Consider the following 18,163-nt stretch of genomic DNA (forward strand, 5'->3'; position numbering starts at 1 on the left):
CCCAGGAAGGTGTTGTGGCAATGAGCATGCTTCCCGAAATGCCGCGTGTGCTTTCGTTGGCAAACCAAAAAGGCGGGGTGGGGAAAACCACCACTGCAATTAATCTCGGTACTGCGCTTGCTGCGATTGGTGAGAAGGTACTCGTGATTGATCTCGATCCTCAGGGCAACGCCTCGACGGGTCTCGGGATTGAACATCGGGACCGTGGGTTGTCGACTTACGAAATTCTGAGCGGTGACTGTTCTCTGGCTGAGGCTGTCCGTGAAACCGCGGTGCAACGTCTTTGGGTCGCACCTTCCACCATGGATCTTTTGGGTCTTGAGCTCGAGATCGCGTCGACAAGCGATCGAGCATTCCGGTTGCGCGCCGCAATTGAAAGTCTGACCAGGTCAAGGCTGTTTCAGGAAATTGGCTTCACCTACGTGCTGGTCGATTGTCCGCCTTCACTGAACCTTCTGACGATCAACGCTCTTTCAGCATCTCATTCCATTCTGGTACCTCTGCAATGCGAGTTCTTTGCACTTGAAGGACTTAGCCAGTTGCTCAGTACAGTGGAGCAGGTCAAGAGCGCATTGAACGCCGAGCTCAGCATTCATGGTATTGTTCTCACCATGTATGACAGCCGCAACAACCTTTCCAATCAGGTTGTTGCCGATGTTCGAGAAACGATGGGCGACGCAGTTTACGAAACCATCATTCCGCGCAATGTCCGCATTTCCGAGGCGCCGTCCTATGGCAAGCCGGCATTGTTGTACGATTTGAAGTGTGCTGGCAGTCAGGCATATCTGCGGCTCGCTTCCGAGATCATCCAGCGAGAGCGTCAGCTGCGCAAAGTGGCTGCCTGATAAGATTCGGATCCGGTTCGATGGGTTCATTAAGCAGTGCCGTTGTTAGTGCTGTCGAAGTAACCTATTGATTTATAAGAAGAAAAAAGGTGCGATATGGCGGAAAGAGACGGCAAAAACAAGCGTTTGGGCCGAGGATTGGCAGCATTGATCGGCGATTCTGCCCCGGAAGCCACCGCAGCGCCTGAGAAAATCGTAAGAGATACGCGCAAGGTGCCGATTGAGCATCTGGTTCCGAACCCGCGCAATCCCCGCAAGACCTTCACTGAGAAAGATCTTGCCGATCTTGCCGAGTCTTTGAAAGCCAAAGGGATAGTTCAGCCAATTCTGGTGCGCCCGGAAGCCGGCAAATCGGAACGGTTCGAGATCATAGCCGGTGAACGTCGGTGGCGGGCCGCGCAAAGGGCAGGTCTTCATGAAGCACCCATCATCGTGCGGGATGTCACCGACCAGGAAGCTCTGGAACTTGCAATCATTGAAAATGTTCAGCGGGCCGACCTAAACCCTATCGAAGAGGCGATGGGATATGAGCAGCTGACTGCGGAGTTCAGTTACAGCCAGGGCGAGCTTGCCAAAGTGATCGGCAAGAGCCGCAGCCATGTAGCCAATACGATGCGGCTGCTGAAACTGCCGAATTCTGTGAAAGACTATCTTGCGGAGGGCCTGCTCACAGCCGGCCATGCACGCGCATTGATTACCGTTGATGACCCGGCGGCTCTTGCCGAGTTGATCGTCGAAAAGGGCTTGACGGTCCGCGATGCGGAAAAGATTTCGCAGGATCCGGATGCCCTTGCCCGTTTGAAGGGTGACAAAGCGCCGGTCGTTAAGCCTGAAAAGGATGCCGATACGAAGGCGCTGGAAAAGCGTTTGGCTGATACGCTGGGGCTCAAAGTGACCGTTGGTCATAAAGCTGGCAAGGAATCCGGCGACTTGAAAATCAAATACACGTCGCTTGAGCAGTTGGATGAGCTGTGCAGGAAACTTGGCGTCGAAACTCGATAAGCCATTGTTTTTATTTTACTTAATAGAAGATCAGAGCAGCTGGAACGGGTTCTGGTCTTTTTTGTGCGCAGCTGAAAGAGGTCAATTGATCGCCAAATGACCGAGATCAAGGGCATGTTGGCAAACTGATGCCATTCATGGCGCTCTTGCCAACGACCTTCAGTGCACACTAACAAGGCCTGTCCTTTTCAAGAACGCCGGAGCATCTTCTGAAACTCATTGCGGAAAACCTGACCATAGACCGTGGCGGACGCCGTGTCTTTCAGGACCTCTCCTTTACGCTTGAAAGCGGTACCGCGCTCGTTGTCACGGGCGCGAATGGCATTGGCAAATCTTCACTGCTTCGTACGCTCGCCGGACTGGTCTTTCTGAGCAAGGGAGAAATTCGCCTGGAAGGTGGGCAAGATGACAGGCAGCCACAGGAACAAGCTCACTATTTTGGTCATCAGGATGCGGTGAAGCCTGCCTTGTCGGTGCTTGAAAACCTCGTCTTCTGGCAAAGTTATTCTGCGCCTGTGTCGGTTTCGGCCTTTGCCGGTAAAAAAATGGAGCCACTTGAGGCTCTGCAGATTTTGGGTATCGGTCATACCGCATATTTGCCGGCAGCCTACCTTTCCGCTGGACAAAGGCGCAGACTGTCATTGTGTCGATTGCTCGTGACGCCACGCCCTGTCTGGCTAATGGATGAACCAACATCGGCACTCGACAAGGCATCGGAAGGCCAATTGCTCGAGCTCATGAACGGGCATCTTGCACTTGGGGGGCTTATCGTGACGGCGACCCATACAGATCTGGCGCTCGACCAAGTTCAGATCTTGCATCTGAAGGCGGAAATCGTTGACGCGCAGCTGACCGAGGAGGACTTTTGATGTCATCCTGGGCCATGGCGCTGTTTCAGCGCGATTTGCGCTTGTCCGTGAGGATTGGCGGCAGTGCGCTCGTCGGCGTGCTGTTTTTTCTTGCCGTTGTAACCGTCATTCCCTTTGGTGTCGGGCCGGACCTCAATCTCTTGGCCCGGATTGGACCCGCGATACTTTGGATTGGAGCGCTGCTTGCGACGCTTCTCGGGCTTGATCGGCTATTCCAGGCAGACCGGGAGGACGGAACACTCGATTTGATGCTGATGGCCGGACGGCCGCTGGAATTGGTTGTTCTGATCAAGTGTCTTGCCCATTGGGTGGCGACAGGCCTTCCATTGGTTGTTGCCGCGCCTCTTCTTTCGATCTTTCTGAATATCGATCCTGTTGCGATGGGGGCGGTCACCTTGACACTTCTTGTGGGCACGCCGGCACTCACATTGATCGGGGCGATTGGAGCATCCTTGACCGTATCGTTGCGCCGAGGTGGCTTGTTGCTGGCCGTGCTCGTTGTGCCCCTTGCTATACCGGTGTTGATTTTTGGTGTCAGCGCGGCCGATGCCGCCATCCATGATCCGGTGCCGTTCATGACGCCGTTTCTGATCCTTTGTTCTCTGTCGCTGATCGCTGCCGTGATTGGTCCGATTGCCGCAGCCCTTGCGCTGCGTTTTGCGGGTGACTGAACCGGATTTCTGGCTTAAATTTTTAGAATTGATCGAAAGCAAGGCGCGATTGTTGTTTTTCAGTGCATTGAAGGACAGCGGAGAGGGAATTAGATAGAGCTTCGATGTCTATTTGGGACTATGCAAATCCGACGCGGTTTTTGAGGCTGGTGCAGATTGTTCTGCCCTGGCTGATCGGTTTGTGTGTACTGGCCTTCGCTGCCGGTCTCTACATGAGTTTCTTCGTAGCACCTGAGGATTATCAGCAAGGTGACACTGTAAGGATCATGTTCATTCATGTTCCGGCGGCCTGGCTGGCGATGATGTGCTACTCGATCATGGCGATGTCGTCGCTCGGAACTCTGGTATGGAAACATCCGCTGGCAGATGTCTCGGCAAAAAGCGCGGCGCCGATCGGCGCGGCCTTCACCTTTATGTCTTTGGTGACCGGGTCTCTCTGGGGAAAGCCCATGTGGGGAACCTACTGGGTGTGGGATGCGCGCCTGACATCCGTTCTTGTTCTCCTGATCATGTATCTCGGACTGATGACGCTTTGGCGGACAATGGATGATCCGATCAAGGCCGGTAAAGCTGCGGCTGTGCTCACACTTGTGGGTGCTCTCAATCTGCCGGTTATCAAATTTTCCGTCGATTGGTGGAATACCTTGCACCAGCCGGCAAGTGTGGTGCGGATGGATGGCCCTACCATTCACCCGGACATTCTTTGGCCCCTTCTGATCATGGCTATTGCCTTCACCTTGCTGTTCTTTGTTCTGCATCTCATGGCCATGCGCAACGAGATCATGCGCCGCAGAGTGAGGGCATTGCGTCAACGGGCTGCCAGCGTTTCCTTCCCGAGCACCGCCACAGCTTCCACACAGGCCGCGGAGTAATCAGATGGATCTTGGACCACATGCGGGTTTCATTCTTTCCTCCTATGGCCTTTGTCTTTTGACCGTGATTGTGCTGATTGCGTGGGTCAGGATCGACCGCGCCAATCAGGAAAAGGCTCTGAAAGAACTGGCGGATCAGGGCATCGTGCGTGCACGACCGCAGGATGGGAGCAGGTAGTTCCATGAGCGCATCCGACACAGAAGCCGGTCCAAAACAACCAAAGCGCGGCGTGCCGATCCTCGTTCTGTTGCCTCTGGTGGTTTTTGCGGCCCTGGCTGGGCTTTTCCTGTTTCAGCTGACGCTCGGCGGGGACCCTCAGAAGATCCCGTCTGCCTTGATCAACAAACCTGCGCCTGAGTTTGTACTTGCACCTGTGGAGGGTTTGGAGAAGGACGGCAAAGCAGTTGCCGGGTTTTCCAGTGAAGATCTCAAGGGCAAGGTCTCTGTCGTCAATGTGTTTGCATCCTGGTGCGGGCCCTGTCGGCAGGAGCATCCGCTTCTTGAAGAGCTTGCCAAGGTTGATGGCATCGAAATGGTCGGTATCAACTACAAGGACAAACCTGAAAACGCCCGGCGGTTTCTTGGCAGCCTGGGAAACCCATATGACCGTGTCGGCGCGGATGCTTCCGGCCGGGCTGCGATCGACTGGGGCGTTTACGGAGTGCCGGAAACCTTCATTGTCGATGAAAACGGCATGATCCGGTATAAGTTCATCGGTCCACTTGGCCCGCAGTCTTATTCAGAAACTTTCCTCCCGGAACTTGAGAAAATACTCGCCGGTGGCTGAGTACGGGACTGTTTTTGAATAGATATTACCTCCGCTGGGTGAGGTCACCGGAACTTTGGTGAAAGTCACGTTTCTGCGAAACCTTTGAATCGCGGGTAAAGTCACTGGCTCGTGACTCGCGATTGAAGGTCTGTTTGCCTATCTTGTCATCAAGCAAACAAGGGAAACGAGCCAAATGGTGGGTCATATTCGCTGGAAAGCCGGGCAGGCGTTCCGGTCCGGGTTGGTCGCGGTCGCCGCGTTAATAGTAACAACAGCCTGGAACACAGCAGAAGCACAGCCGAAAAAAGTCGTTGAACTGTTCACGAGCCAGGGGTGTTCGTCCTGTCCACCGGCAGACCGGTTGGCAGAAGATCTGGTGAAGAACAACAGCGACGATACGCTTACGGTTTTGATGCCAGTGGACTATTGGGACTATCTCGGTTGGAAGGACACGCTTGCCAGCCCGGTTCACTCCCAGCGGCAGCGCGCCTATGCAAATCAGCGCGGAGACCGGTCTGTCTATACGCCGCAAATGGTCATTAATGGCGAAGAGCACGTGGTCGGAAGCCGGGAAGGGGAAGTCCGCGCAGCGCTCGCGCGGGCCCAGCCGTTTACCTCCAAAGTGGATCTAAAGATTACCGATATGGTTGTCGAGGCGAAGGTCGATGGCCTCTTGCCTGAAGGCGCCGAGATGGCGACCGTCTATTTCCTTAAGATCCAGGATGAGGCGATGGTGGATATCGGCCGGGGTGAAAATGCCGGACGAAAGATTAAGTATGTCAACGTGGTTCGAAATATTCAGCCCCTGGGCATGTGGTCGGGAGGCGCCGAGACCTTTCGGATGCCAAAATCCAAACTGATGCTGAAAGGCGATGCGCGGTGCGCAATTCTGGTACAGGTCGAAGGGCCTGATGGACCTGGCGAAATCATCGGAGCAGCGGTAATGGACTGGAATGGCGGTTCCTAGACCGTCAGGGAATGGTTTCAGCTGGTTTGAAACCCTCCAGCGCCGGATTTAATTTCCTGGACCGGGTTGTAACCGACGAAAAAACTGCTACCCCTTGCCGGGTCAACAGTGCTGCCTGACCTGAGTGTCTTGCAGATTGTGCCCGGGGGACTGGAGTGGACCTGAAACCAAGGCTCAGGATTGCCTTTGCAAGCATTGCCATCGGTATTCTGGTTCTGTGCCTAAAGGTTGGCGCTTACCTGCTGACGGGCTCTGTCGCTCTTTATTCCGATGCACTAGAAACCATCGTCAATATTGCGTCGTCCATAGCGGCATTGGCGGCGATCTGGTTTGCCGCGAAACCTGCTGACAGCAACCATCCCTATGGACACGACAAGGCGGAGTATTTTGCCGCCGTTCTCGTAGGTGTCATGATTGTGTTGGCCGCGATCATGATTTTCAGGGCTGCTTGGCTCGGTTTCGTTCAGGGTGACAGGCCAGAATACTCCCTTGAAGGCATCGCAATGAACCTGGCTGCAGCGTTGATAAACGGTGCCTGGGCCAGGTACCTGATGCATTTTGGCAGGCAGACCAGGTCACCGGCTCTGGTCGCTGACGGCAAGCACCTGATGACGGATGTCATAAGTTCAGCTGGCGTTCTTGCCGGAGTTGTCCTTGTCTTGATGACCGGCTGGACAATCCTTGATCCGATGCTGGCTGTGGTTGTCGGTTTGACGGTTCTTTGGACTGGCTGGGAATTGGTCAAGGAATCAGTTGGTGGCCTGATGGACGAGGCTGCATCCAGTGATGTACTTGAAAAGATAAGACTTTTGATCTCCGAACATGGAGAAGGCGCTCTTGAGGCCCATGATCTCAGAACACGCATCGCGGGCAGATCGACATTCGTGGATTTTCACCTGGTTGTGCCCGGAACGATGTCGGTGGAAGAGGCGCATGAAATCTGCGACAGGATAGAGGTTGCCATTGCGGAAGATGTGCCGGGCGCGCGGATTACCATTCATGTGGAACCTGAACACAAGGCGAAGCATTCCGGTATTGTCGTTCTTTGATGCTGCTGGCTGTAGACGCGTGAGCGGAGACTGGAAGAAACACTGATGCATTCATTTCGCCGGTGGCAGGCCCGTATTGTTGATCACGCGATACTCATCGCGGGTGCCCTCTTCATGTGTTTGCCGGTCTATTCGATTTTTGCTGCAACAACACATGCACCAGGCGTTCCGGTGGTACCGCGTCTGGACCCGGGCTCTTCTGTCCTGGAGAATTATGGGACTCTGATATCCGCGAATGCCGGATTTACGGGCGATGTTACTGTGCTGACGATGGTTTGGAACTCGTTTCTGCTTGGCGCGGGATTTGCCGCGTTGAAGGTCTCAGTTTCCTTGCTGGCTGCCTATTCGTTGATCTATTTCCGGGTGAAGTACGCTTCCATCATTTTCTGGCTGCTGCTGCTCAGCCTAATGTTTCCGCTGGAATCGCGTTTTTTGCCAACTTTCGCCGTTGTCGCTGATCTGGGTCTTGTCAACACGCGCGCAGGCCTGATCGTGCCGCTCGTGGCGTCTGGGTTGGGAACGCTGTTTTTCAGGCAGTTTCTCATGACGGTTCCAGATACGCTGATGGAATCGGCGCGTCTTGATGGGGCCGGTGCAATCAAGTTTTTCAAGGATATACTGCTGCCCCTGTCGGTTCCAACCGCGGCTGCGCTTTTTCTGGTCCTCTTTGTGACCGGATGGAACCAGTATCTTTGGCCGGTCATCGTCACGTCTGAAGAAAGTACCTATACGCTTGTTCGCGGCATGCAGTTTTTCGGCCGTGCGAGCCTGTTCGGCCTATCACTGGCTATCTTGGCAATCCTGCCGCCGGCTCTACTTGTCATCTTGTTTCAAAGACAGGTGGTTAAGGGTCTGTTCGACGGTTCACATTGAGAATGACATAAGGGAAGAGGGTTCGATGGCTTTTGAGGCAATCCTGTTTGATTGCGACGGTGTACTGGTCGATTCGGAAACGATTTATGTGCAGGTGGAACGCGAGCATCTCGCGCGGATTGGCCTTCAATACGATCTGGATGAGTACATGGACCGATTTCAGGGGCTTGGGAGCGAGGACTTCTGGGCCGCGCTCGACCGGGACCATCGTGATCTTGGCAAAGGGCCGATGCCTGAAAACTTCTTTGAAGATCTGGATGTTGCAACAATGCGGCGGATGGAAACGGAGCTGTTGGAAATCTCAGGTATCAAACAGCTGTTGAATGAACACGAGGGCCCTCGGGCGGTCGCTTCCTCATCCAGATTACAGCGGTTGATTCAAAAGCTTAGACACACAGGGCTTTTTGCGTATTTCGACCCGCATATCTATTCCGGCGAGCAGGTGGAAAACGGAAAACCTGCCCCGGACCTGTTTTTGTTTGCGGCTCAAAAGCTCGGTGTTTCACCCGCGAATACATTGGTGATTGAAGACAGCTCAAACGGCGTGAAAGCCGGGCTTGCAGCGGGAATGACCGTGTGGGGTTTTGTTGGCGGCGGTCACAGCCATGATACGCATGCTGCGCAGCTTGAAGAAGCCGGCGCGCATCGGGTCGTTGATACTCACCAGAACCTGGCAGAATTGTTGAACAACGGTGCCCATGCATAAATCCGGCGGCCCGGGTGGGCCGCCGATCCAATCCCAAAATTGTCAGTTCAGTCACCGTCCAAGGTCATGCTCCGGATTTGCACTGATCTTGTGAATCGCGAGGTCCGCGCCCAGATGCTCGTCCTCTTGCGACAACCTCAGGCCCATAGTGCTTTTCAAGATGCCGTAGACCACAAACCCGGCAGCCAGTGCATATGTTGCCCCGACTACGGTTCCGATGATTTGTGACATCAAAGAAACGCCGCCAAGGCCACCGAGAGATTCAAGACCGAAGATCCCGGCAGCGATACCGCCCCATGCACCGCAGATACCGTGAAGTGGCCAGACGCCCAGAACGTCGTCGACTTTCAATTTGTTCTGGCACATCTCAAAACCGATCACAAAGATTGCGCCGGCACCTGCTCCAACGATCAGGCTGCCAATCGGATGCATGATGTCGGACCCCGCACAAACGGCGACCAGACCCGCCAGTGCGCCGTTGTGAACGAAACCCGGATCGTTTTTGCCCACGACCAGCGCCGCCAGAATGCCGCCGACCATGGCCATAAGCGAATTGATTGCAACGAGACCAGAAGCCGCGTCCAGGGAGCCTGCTGTCATGACGTTGAAACCAAACCAGCCGACACAAAGCATCCAGGACCCCATGGCAAGCCAAGGCAAGGAAGATGGTGGAATGCCAATCGGACGTCCTTTGGAATCGTAACGGCCCATGCGCGCACCTAGCAGCAGCACGGCTCCGAGCGCGATCCAGCCGCCAACCCCATGAACGACCACAGATCCGGCAAAGTCGTGGAATTGTGCCCCGAAAGTTGCTTCCAACCAGGCTTGAAAACCGAAGTTTCCGTTCCAGACAATTCCTTCGTAGAGTGGATAGACGATGCCAACCAAGGCCACTGTCGCCACGCATTGGGGCCAGAATTTCATTCGTTCCGCAATTCCGCCGGAGATAATCGCGGGGATGGCTGCGGCAAAAGTGGTCAGGAAAAAGAATTTCACCAATGTCAGGCCTTGGAGTTCAAATCCTCCACCACCACCGGACAATGTTGCGGCATCGACGAGGAACGTCGTGCCATAGGCGAATGCGTAACCAACAAAGAAGTACGTGACGGTCGATAACGCGAAATCGACCAGAATTTTCACCAGTGCATTGACTTGGTTTTTGTGCCGAACGGTTCCGACCTCAAGAAAGGCGAACCCGCCATGCATTGCGAAGACGAGGATTGCCCCGACCAGCACAAAAAAGACGTCGCCGCCCACTCCAGTTGAATTCATGATTGACCCCCAGTTAGGCAATTTGCCAATTCGTTATGCGTTTTGGGGAGATATGTATTCAAGTTGCATGCCAAACGGGCAAACGGTGAAAGATAGGGCAGAAAACTGCCGATCTTTTGGTCGAATGGCGTTGTCTCATGGCGCGAACAGTCACATCTGCGAGACTAAAAAAGTGGCATCAGCTTAATTTATAGTCAGTACGAGATCAGCTTACTGAGGGCTATTTCTTCGGTGTTAACTATGTTGAGCGACCCTAGCAGGACACTCACATTGAGAAATGGTTGAAATGTTCAAACGAGCTGTCATTACCGCACTTATTGTTGGATCGATCCTGACAGGCATCAATCAGATCGATGTTTTTATGGGCCACGCGGAATTTGTCATTTGGCAGGCGTTGCTTTCGACGGCCGTGCCGTTCACCGTTTCAATCGTCAGCGCAAAGATGACATTAAGACAGGGGCCAGCGGTTCCTCAGCCTCTGGACCAAACAGACGTGAACATACGTCCGGAGGCTCTAGAGATCAGAGAAACCGACCTTGACCAGATTGCAGGCAGTGACCGTGACGCAAGCGATCAGATTGAACAGCTGGCGAAAGCCGGCGCTGATGTTTCACAGATTGGCCAGAACGCGAGGGCAGTCAATGCCGCGAGCAAGGAACGGGCGGAATTCCTAGCCGATCTGATTTCAACTGCAGAGCAAATTCAGGAAGACCTTCAGTCTGTTGGTTTGCAGGCCAAGGACTGCACGGACGATTTGGTGAATGCTGGCGGCCGCATGACCAAGGCGCGCGAAAGTATTCGAGGTGTTGTCGATACCTGCCTTTCAGCAGCAGACCTGATAGGTCAATTGAGTGCAGCCACTGAGGAGCTCGCTAGCCGGTTTGGTGATGTGGAGGCTCTGGCACAGGAAATTTCCTCAATTTCAGCTCAAACCAACCTGCTTGCCCTGAATGCAACCATCGAAGCTGCACGTGCGGGAGACGCCGGCAAGGGTTTTTCGGTCGTAGCAGGAGAAGTGAAGGTGCTGGCCGGGTCGACCGAAAATGCTGTTGAATCCATTTCCGGTATTCTTTCGGAAATGAACAGATCGATTTCGAGGTCACGTGATCTGATCGAGACGACAACCGACAAGCTCAAGCTTTCCGAATCCCAAAGTGCTGATGGTCTTGAACAGGTTTCATCCGTTGAGGAATACCTGAACGAGTTGACGGCTCGCAATGAAACAACCTTTCGCCAAATGACGGAACGCACCACCGCCTTGGACGAAGTGTCTTCCAACCTGCAAAAAGTTCGTCAGGACACCGAAAGCGCGATTACCGGATCTGCCCGAAATATCGAACTGGCCAAGCAAGCCTCCGAAGCGGTGCAGCTGGTTGCAAGTAGCCTGAAAGTGGCCGGCTAAACGTCGAGCTTATGAGGTAAGCAAAAAAGAGCCCGGGGTTGCCCCCGGGCTTTCCAAGTTTGCGGTCTGAGCCAATAGACCGCCTGGGAGATTTTGTATCAGCGCTTCTTGTTAGAGGCGCTGAGAACCGGTGCCGAATTCCGGATAGGCTTCCACGCCAACCTCAACCTTGTCGAGACCAAGCGCTTCTTCCTCGTCGGATACCCGGATGCCCATGGCAGCTTTCAGGATGAACCAGAAGACAGCCGAAGCAATCAGAGTGAACGCGCCGTAGGCAACAATGCCGACGATCTGCGTGCCCCAGGAAGCATCACCGTTGGAAAGCGGAACAATCAGCGTGCCCCAGATACCTGCAATCAGGTGAACCGGGATAGCGCCGACGACGTCGTCGATTTTCAGCTTGTCGAGAAGCGGAACCGTGAAGACAACGATCGCACCACCGACGCCACCGATGAGGACAGCCTGCCAGACACTTGGTGCCAGTGGCTCAGCGGTGATGGATACCAGACCGGCAAGAGCGCCGTTCAGGGCCATCGTGACATCGACTTTCTTGTAGAGAACCTGAGTCAGGATCACGGCGACGACAACGCCAGCGGCTGCAGCCATGTTTGTGTTGGCGAAGATGCGTGAGATGTCGGACACATCACCGATGGAACCCATTGCAAGCTGGGATGCACCGTTAAAGCCAAACCAGCCGAGCCACAGGATGAAAGTACCCAGTGTTGCCAAAGGCATGGAAGATCCAGGAAGCGGGTGAACGCTGCCGTCGGCACCATACTTGCCTTTACGTGCACCAAGGATGATCGCACCGGCAAGAGCAGCCCAACCACCGACGGAGTGAACCAGCGTGGAACCAGCGAAGTCGGAGAAGCCCATTTCGGACAGCCAACCTGCGCCCCACTGCCAGGACCCTGCGATCGGGTAGATGAAGCCGGTCAGAACAACAGTGAAAATCAAGAACGGCCAAAGCTTGATGCGCTCTGCAAGCGTACCGGAAACGATCGATGCCGTGGTCGCACAGAAGACCATCTGGAAGAACCAGTCAGATGCTGTGGAATAGCCGGTGTCGAGTGCGTCTCCGCCAACAGCGTCAAAGGAATAGGGACCGAATGAACCCATGAAGCCACCGTCAACACCGGTGTACATAAGGTTGTAGCCCGTAATCCAGAACATGATGCCCGCGATGGAATAAAGCGAGATGTTCTTCAGGCACTGCATGGAGACGTTCTTGGAGCGAACGAGCCCAGCTTCAAGCATGGCGAAGCCGGCTGCCATCCACATGACCAGGAAACCACCGATCAAGAACAGCAGAGTGTTGAAGATGTAGGCGACTTCTGGCGATACAGCCGGAGCTGCCGCCGCATCGGTATCCTGGGCGAGTGCCGGAAGAGCCATGAGGCTCAACACGGTCAGCGTCGTCGCGCCCTTAGCGACAAGATTTTTCATGTTACGTTTCCTTACCTAAATCACAGAGCTTCGGCGTCGGTTTCGCCGGTACGGATGCGCACGACCTGATCGATCGAGTGGACAAAGATTTTGCCGTCACCGATCTGACCGGTCTTTGCTGCACCTGAAATCACTTCGACGACCTTGTCGACGGAGCCAGAATCCACGGCGACCTCGATCTTCAGCTTCGGCAAGAAGCTGACAGCGTATTCGGTTCCGCGGTAGATTTCGGTGTGCCCCTTTTGGCGGCCATAGCCTTTCACTTCGGTCACCGTCAGCCCCTGGATGCCGATGCCGGTGAGGGCATCACGCACTTCGTCGAGCTTGAACGGCTTGATGATGGCCATCACGATTTTCATTGCTCGTTCCATTCCCCTTATTAGTGCCCCTTCCCGTCGAAGAAGCTCGGCCGACCGTCCCCAACTTGCCGCCTGGTTGATGTCCCCTCTGGAAGGGTCTTTTCAGGTCTTTGGCCTGGCCACAGTGAATGGCGTCGGGTCGGTGTCGGCCTTTCTTAATCAAGGACCGTGCCAACTTGCTCTTTTCACCTTGTTTTTCGCGGATTTCTGCGGACTCTGAAGAAATGCGGGAGGAAATGAAAATTAACGGAAAAATTCAATGACGCCTTTAGAGGCAGTTTTTCTGCATATTTTTTATGCAGACATGTAATCGCTGGTTAAATTTTGATCACTCTGAATCGGAGCCGAGCACTCGCATAAAAAAACGGCAGACTGCTCGACCGATCATTTCTTCAAAATCAATGGCATATCGACCAAGGTTAATGCGATCAGGCTGAAAAACCTCCATCGGCCAGATAGGCTTCTTCTTCCTCGGTGCTTTTTCGACCAAGAACCTTGTTTCGATGGGGAAACCGCCCAAACCTGCGTATGACATCCATGTGTATCAACGCGTAATGATAAAGTTCCTTGTCACCGAGCCTGCGACACAGATCGACCGATTTCTCCTGATGCCTCATGTCTTCCGAGTGCTCAAAAGGCAGGTAAAAAAACCCTCTTGCCTCTATCGGGAACGCACGATCAAAGCCGTGAGCGATGGCGTATTCGGCGATTGAAACGGCTTTTTCATCTGCTTCGAAGGCTTTGGGAGAGCCTCTGTAAACATTTCTCGACATCTGATCTAGAAGCAGCAGTAAAGCCAATGTGCCGTCTGCGGTTTCTGCCCAATGGTCGAGCTTGCCTTCCTTGGCGGCTTCAATCGCAGGCAGGAACCGGTCGTTACAGGACTTGTCAAACTTGTCGTCTTTCGCGAACCATTTTGAAGGTCCGGCCCGCCACCAGAAATCAAGAATATCCAGTGCGGAAATTGCGCGGCTTGTCATTGTCTGTCCTGTTCCGAACGTGTCTAAGTCTATAGTGCAGGCAGCATCTAATCTTCTGCGAACACTGTCAATTTCCCACTTGCGTGACTATCTTAGCGACTTGCTGCCAAGTGTCAGGTCGAATTTGAAGACAAGGGATAGGATCAATCTGTGACGGAAACGCTGCTTGACCTAAAGGGATTGAAATGCCCGCTACCAGTGCTGAAGACCAGAAAGGCATTGACGCGTCTGAATACCGGCGACCAACTCACGGTGCTGACGACCGATCCGATGGCGGAAATAGACATCCCGCATTTTTGCCAGGAAAATGGTCACGAGTTGCTGGCGGCCGAAAAGCTGGAGGGAGGCCACAGGTTCCAGCTTGCGAAAGGTGGCTGACACTTGGGGCACGATTTATGACAGCAAAGATCGCAACCTCAGCCTAACAATTGTCCTTCAATCGTTCTCCGCGCAAACCATTCACCCCTTGCTCCTTAAGCGCGGCGATGAGGTCGTCACTGTCGATTTCCTGAATGGTCTGTTCGTTTCTCAGCGCCATTGCGGCTGCAGTCCCCGCTGCCTGGCCCATTGCAACACACTGAGGCATGCCGCGAACCGATGCAAATGCGACGGCATCAGCAGAAACAATCCTGCCTGCGAACATTAGATTTTCAATGTTTTTGGGAACAAGTGATCGAAACGGGATTGTGTAGTAGGCACCCTCTCCTACAACTGCGTCGTGGGTCATGGCGCCGTTTCCGCGCATGACGTCATCGACAGGATTGTCGCAGCAGACGACACCGTCCAAAAACTTGGTGGCGTTTGCAAGGTCGTCGCCTGTCACCCGATACTGACCTTCGAGCTTTCGCGTCTCGCGAACCCCGACCGTTGGGCCGAGATACATCAATCTTGCGCTTTCAAATCCAGGGACATCCTCTCTCAGGAATTGCGCGAGTTGACGACATCTGCGCCTGCCTTCAAGCGTGGCTCGGTTGACGGCACCGGCATCAGTTCCATCAACACCGCGGATAACAACGGAATTGCAAAAAACCGTGTCCGCGTGAAATCCCCGCATCAGATAGAGTTTTGCAAGATCCTCATGCAATCGTCCTTCTGCAATTCCCCTGGCCGCAAACCGTTCGAAATATGGATCGCCTTCGGCAAAAACGGTATCCTGATCGACACCAATCATCTGGAAAGTCAGCGTGACACCCATCATGTTGCCCTGCCTGTCGCCCAGTGCATATGGAACGCCCGCTTTAGCCGAAATGTCACCGTCCCCTGAACAATCGATGACGATGCCCGCAACAATCGTGTAACCGCCGTGCCGATTGAAGCACTCCACGGCAGCGATTTTTTGACTCACCATTCGCGGTGCTAAGGCGGTAGTGTTCAGGTGTACATCAACACCGGCTTCCTCGAGCATCTCGAACATGGTCAGCGTTGCGATATCGTGATCGTACTGAATTTCGTGGCCGAAGTTCTCAAGCGTGCAAGGCCGTTTTTCGGCAGCAGGTGGATCCATTTCAAACAGTCGATTGGCCAATTCCTCCATCAAGCCGCCAATACTCACGCCGCATGGATAGGCCGCGCCCCAGGGCATTCCGGGGCAGAAAGCCATCACGCCGCCAATCTTGTTGCTTGACTCAATCAGGCTGACAGAAAGGCCTTGCCTGCCGGCTGCAACCGCAGCCCCGAAACCAGCTGTTCCACCGCCAATGACGAGAACATCGGTCGAAAGATCTCCAGGACTTCTTGTGTCGCCCAAAGCCAATTCATTCAGCCTCATTGATCCAGGCGGGTCAGCATGTTGAGATCAGACAATCAATCAGGTCATTGTTTCTTAATTTGAAATTGTCGAACAATTGAACCTGCCGTTTTCGGACTAGGCGTCACCGGCAATCTTGTCGATGGAACCAGCCAACTTCAGATCGAGGCTACTCAAACCGCCAACATCATGCGTTGCCAGCGTTATCTCGACCGTGCGATAGACATTGGACCATTCCGGATGATGATTCATCTTTTCTGCAATCAGCGCTACCTGTGTCATGAACCCGAACGCCTCGGTGAAGTCTCGGAATCTGAAAGTCCTGGTGATTGCCTCGCGACCGTCACAAAGGTGCCAGCCCGGTAGGTCTTGAAGCCCGGCCGCCCGATCTTCAGGTTTCAATCGTTCAACCATTTGCCTCTCCTGCTCAGCCAACACTCAGTTGGCAGTCTACTCAAATGAAATGAAAGGGTGAAGGCGAACTCAAACAGGACCGGCATGTGCTGCGTTTCTGATAGAGCCATTTGCAATTCTGTGCACAAGTCCGCACGGTGGACAAATAGATATGGGAGGCGCCTGTTGGTCCAAAGTGTTCTTTTCGTTTGTCTTGGAAATATCTGCCGCTCGCCCCTTGCTGAGGGTGTGTTTCGGAGCCTTGTTTTCGATGCGGGGCGAAGTGGTGAATTTGAAATTGATTCCGCCGGAACGGGAGCGTGGCACATTGGTGACCCGCCGGACCCGCGATCAATCGAGATCGCCGCGAAATATGGCGTAGATATTTCCGGCCAAAAAGCGCGCCAGGTAGAAGATGCTGACTTCGACCGTTTTGACACAATTGTTGCCATGGATCGAAGCAACCTGACCAAACTGAACAGCTGGAGCAATGGTGGGACGGCCCATATCCGGCTGTTGCTCGACGATCCGGTGCAGGAAGTTCCCGACCCATATTGCGGCGGGTCAGACAGTTTTGAAAATGTTTATCGATTGATCAGGGCGGGTGGACAACGGCTTTTGGGCACATTGACGGAGCAGCACTCGTGACCGCATAAAATTCAGGCTCCCGGTCTCAGGGTTCATAAATCCGTCTCAGAAATTGCGCTATGGGTGATCGTCGAGATTGCACTCCATGGTTGGTTCATGAAAGTCTTCTGGTGGTCACTGGCCGCGATTTGCATTCTGTTCGGCCTGGCAACTGTCTGGTTGCCTATACCAACGGGTGTTCCGCTGCTTGCGCTGGGGATGATCGTGATTGTCGGCACCAGCCGAAGCGCCGCCCGCATGCTGCGCAATCGAAGGCGAAAAACTCCTCAGATAAATGATGCAATCAGTTGGGTGGAGGACCGCTCGCCCCTGCGTTTTGCGCGCATTTTAAAGCGCACCAGACCGCGCAAGTGATGTGACTGTATTTTTCGGAAGACGCGTCTATCGGTCGGAGAAAATCCGAACAGCACCCCGCAAGGACCGACGCGATCGCACCAGCAGACGCCGAACAAGGCGTTGAAGCTTGCGGCCCTTTACAGTGAACCACTCGTCCAGACCCCTATCGGTGAAAAGGGGCGGTTCTTTTATGTAGAGCAAGTGGTAGACGATCAGGATCAGCAAGAACGTCAAGCCCCAGGAAATCAGGGTGTCGGAGAAAAAATGACCGCCAAATGCAACACGGTTCGCCGACAGGATGAGGCAAAGTGGCAGAACAAATGCGAGCACCGCCCTGCGCCAGCTCGCGGGAACCAGAAATGCGACCGAGACAAGCCAAATGCTTGCCGAGGCTTCTCCGGAAACAAAAGAACAGTTTTTGTCGCAGTAGTCGGTCATCTTCCAGACAGGTTGAAAGGGAAGATCTCCGCCAAACTCTTCAACTGAGCGCGGGCGTGGGCGTCCCCAATTGTCCTTCAGGATCGCGTTGACCAGGATGCCCGGTCCCAGGATCAATGTCGTTAAAAGAAAGACCGGCTTGCGCAGGGGCAGAATAGGTGGGCGTCCAGGCACTACCAGCTTGATCACCAGAATGAGCACGCAGACAACGGCAATGACCTTCACCAGGAAAGGTCCAAGATGCCTGACGTCCCGCAGGAAGGGCTCGTTTTGAGCCGCAAAACCGGCTTCGCCGAAAAAGAAGAGATTGCTGACCTTTAGATCAATGCCCGGGAATGCCAGAAAAAACAGAGAAACAACAACAACATATGCGCATACCAAAGCTATCGGGTGGGCAACGCACCAGTTACCGGCTTTTCGCAGTCCAGACTTCTGACTATGGTTGGGGTGGCTGTCTCGTTCCATGGCTGCTCTTTAGCGCATCCTGCAGGCCTGTCCAATCCTTCCTTGCCGGGAGG

General features: G+C 54.0%; 22 protein-coding genes. 15 read left to right on the plus strand and 7 right to left on the minus strand.

All coding sequences use genetic code 11. The annotated features are described in order from the left end of the window. The first annotated feature begins 20 nt into the window (after window positions 1–20). From FIV00_RS01560 to FIV00_RS01610, 11 genes are all read left to right on the plus strand, one after another. Window positions 21–845 (plus strand): ParA family protein, encoded by an 825-nt coding sequence (locus tag FIV00_RS01560; RefSeq protein ID WP_152499168.1) that lies wholly within the window; start codon window positions 21–23, stop codon window positions 843–845. Between the two features lie 96 nt (window positions 846–941). Beyond that, window positions 942–1,847 (plus strand): ParB/RepB/Spo0J family partition protein, encoded by a 906-nt coding sequence (locus FIV00_RS01565; protein ID WP_152499169.1) that lies wholly within the window; start codon window positions 942–944, stop codon window positions 1,845–1,847. Window positions 1,848–2,083: 236 nt separating this feature from the next. Beyond that, window positions 2,084–2,716: a heme ABC exporter ATP-binding protein CcmA gene (gene ccmA, locus FIV00_RS01570; protein ID WP_371419577.1), complete on the plus strand. Its 633-nt coding sequence runs from the start codon at window positions 2,084–2,086 to the stop codon at window positions 2,714–2,716. Continuing rightward, window positions 2,716–3,387 carry a heme exporter protein CcmB gene (gene ccmB / locus FIV00_RS01575; protein WP_152499171.1) on the plus strand — a complete coding sequence of 224 codons (672 nt, stop codon included), beginning with the start codon at window positions 2,716–2,718 and terminating at the stop codon, window positions 3,385–3,387. The genes ccmA and ccmB overlap by 1 nt, the downstream gene beginning before the upstream one ends. A 104-nt stretch (window positions 3,388–3,491) precedes the next feature. Further along, window positions 3,492–4,259, plus strand: a complete 768-nt coding sequence (locus FIV00_RS01580) for a heme ABC transporter permease (RefSeq protein WP_152499172.1) — start codon at window positions 3,492–3,494, stop codon at window positions 4,257–4,259. 4 nt (window positions 4,260–4,263) lie between these two features. Continuing rightward, on the plus strand, window positions 4,264–4,437 hold the full coding sequence (gene ccmD / locus FIV00_RS01585) for a heme exporter protein CcmD (protein WP_152499173.1): 174 nt from the start codon (window positions 4,264–4,266) through the stop codon (window positions 4,435–4,437). Between the two features lie 4 nt (window positions 4,438–4,441). After that, window positions 4,442–5,047, plus strand: coding sequence for a DsbE family thiol:disulfide interchange protein (locus FIV00_RS01590; protein ID WP_152499174.1), 606 nt, complete (start codon window positions 4,442–4,444; stop codon window positions 5,045–5,047). A gap of 175 nt (window positions 5,048–5,222) precedes the next feature. Further along, complete coding sequence (locus FIV00_RS01595; protein WP_152499175.1) at window positions 5,223–5,996, plus strand: thioredoxin family protein; 774 nt, start codon at window positions 5,223–5,225, stop codon at window positions 5,994–5,996. A 161-nt stretch (window positions 5,997–6,157) separates the two neighbouring features. Further along, the gene (locus FIV00_RS01600) at window positions 6,158–7,045 is read left to right on the plus strand and encodes a cation diffusion facilitator family transporter (protein ID WP_152504069.1); all 888 of its coding nucleotides are present in this window, start codon (window positions 6,158–6,160) and stop codon (window positions 7,043–7,045) included. A 45-nt stretch (window positions 7,046–7,090) separates the two neighbouring features. Next, window positions 7,091–7,918 carry an ABC transporter permease subunit gene (locus FIV00_RS01605; RefSeq protein WP_152499176.1) on the plus strand — a complete coding sequence of 276 codons (828 nt, stop codon included), beginning with the start codon at window positions 7,091–7,093 and terminating at the stop codon, window positions 7,916–7,918. 25 nt (window positions 7,919–7,943) lie between these two features. Next, window positions 7,944–8,624: an HAD family phosphatase gene (locus tag FIV00_RS01610; protein ID WP_152499177.1), complete on the plus strand. Its 681-nt coding sequence runs from the start codon at window positions 7,944–7,946 to the stop codon at window positions 8,622–8,624. Between the two features lie 51 nt (window positions 8,625–8,675). Here FIV00_RS01610 and FIV00_RS01615 read toward each other — a convergent pair whose 3' ends face one another. Then, a complete protein-coding gene (locus FIV00_RS01615; RefSeq protein ID WP_152499178.1) occupies window positions 8,676–9,896 on the minus strand; it encodes an ammonium transporter in 1,221 nt (406 codons plus the stop codon). 286 nt (window positions 9,897–10,182) lie between these two features. Between FIV00_RS01615 and FIV00_RS01620 the strand changes: the two genes are divergently transcribed. Beyond that, window positions 10,183–11,298 carry a methyl-accepting chemotaxis protein gene (locus FIV00_RS01620; RefSeq protein WP_209006773.1) on the plus strand — a complete coding sequence of 372 codons (1,116 nt, stop codon included), beginning with the start codon at window positions 10,183–10,185 and terminating at the stop codon, window positions 11,296–11,298. Between the two features lie 111 nt (window positions 11,299–11,409). On the opposite strand, the gene FIV00_RS01625 is transcribed toward FIV00_RS01620, so the two are convergent. The 3 genes from FIV00_RS01625 to FIV00_RS01635 form a co-directional block, all read right to left on the minus strand. Next, on the minus strand, window positions 11,410–12,744 hold the full coding sequence (locus tag FIV00_RS01625) for an ammonium transporter (RefSeq protein WP_152499180.1): 1,335 nt from the start codon (window positions 12,742–12,744) through the stop codon (window positions 11,410–11,412). A 20-nt stretch (window positions 12,745–12,764) separates the two neighbouring features. After that, window positions 12,765–13,103, minus strand: coding sequence for a P-II family nitrogen regulator (locus FIV00_RS01630; RefSeq protein ID WP_173005836.1), 339 nt, complete (start codon window positions 13,101–13,103; stop codon window positions 12,765–12,767). 428 nt (window positions 13,104–13,531) lie between these two features. Next, window positions 13,532–14,083, minus strand: coding sequence for a DUF924 family protein (locus tag FIV00_RS01635; RefSeq protein ID WP_152499182.1), 552 nt, complete (start codon window positions 14,081–14,083; stop codon window positions 13,532–13,534). A gap of 150 nt (window positions 14,084–14,233) precedes the next feature. Between FIV00_RS01635 and FIV00_RS01640 the strand changes: the two genes are divergently transcribed. Beyond that, window positions 14,234–14,461 (plus strand): sulfurtransferase TusA family protein, encoded by a 228-nt coding sequence (locus FIV00_RS01640; RefSeq protein WP_152499183.1) that lies wholly within the window; start codon window positions 14,234–14,236, stop codon window positions 14,459–14,461. Between the two features lie 43 nt (window positions 14,462–14,504). Here FIV00_RS01640 and FIV00_RS01645 read toward each other — a convergent pair whose 3' ends face one another. Together FIV00_RS01645 and FIV00_RS01650 are read right to left on the minus strand one after the other, a co-directional pair. Continuing rightward, complete coding sequence (locus FIV00_RS01645; protein ID WP_209006774.1) at window positions 14,505–15,830, minus strand: FAD-dependent oxidoreductase; 1,326 nt, start codon at window positions 15,828–15,830, stop codon at window positions 14,505–14,507. Window positions 15,831–15,947: 117 nt separating this feature from the next. Continuing rightward, on the minus strand, window positions 15,948–16,244 hold the full coding sequence (locus tag FIV00_RS01650; protein WP_152499185.1) for a 4a-hydroxytetrahydrobiopterin dehydratase: 297 nt from the start codon (window positions 16,242–16,244) through the stop codon (window positions 15,948–15,950). Window positions 16,245–16,409: 165 nt separating this feature from the next. Here FIV00_RS01650 and FIV00_RS01655 point away from each other — a divergent pair, with 165 nt between their 5' ends. Both FIV00_RS01655 and FIV00_RS01660 read left to right on the plus strand, forming a co-directional pair. Continuing rightward, a complete protein-coding gene (locus FIV00_RS01655; RefSeq protein WP_247649322.1) occupies window positions 16,410–16,871 on the plus strand; it encodes a low molecular weight protein-tyrosine-phosphatase in 462 nt (153 codons plus the stop codon). A 63-nt stretch (window positions 16,872–16,934) separates the two neighbouring features. Then, the gene (locus FIV00_RS01660) at window positions 16,935–17,225 is read left to right on the plus strand and encodes a hypothetical protein (protein ID WP_209006775.1); all 291 of its coding nucleotides are present in this window, start codon (window positions 16,935–16,937) and stop codon (window positions 17,223–17,225) included. 27 nt (window positions 17,226–17,252) lie between these two features. Here FIV00_RS01660 and FIV00_RS01665 read toward each other — a convergent pair whose 3' ends face one another. Then, complete coding sequence (locus FIV00_RS01665; protein ID WP_152499186.1) at window positions 17,253–18,110, minus strand: phosphatase PAP2 family protein; 858 nt, start codon at window positions 18,108–18,110, stop codon at window positions 17,253–17,255. Window positions 18,111–18,163 lie beyond the last annotated feature (53 nt).

Source organism: Labrenzia sp. THAF82 (assembly GCF_009363435.1).
Taxonomy (GTDB): Bacteria; Pseudomonadota; Alphaproteobacteria; order Rhizobiales; family Stappiaceae; genus Roseibium; species Roseibium porphyridii.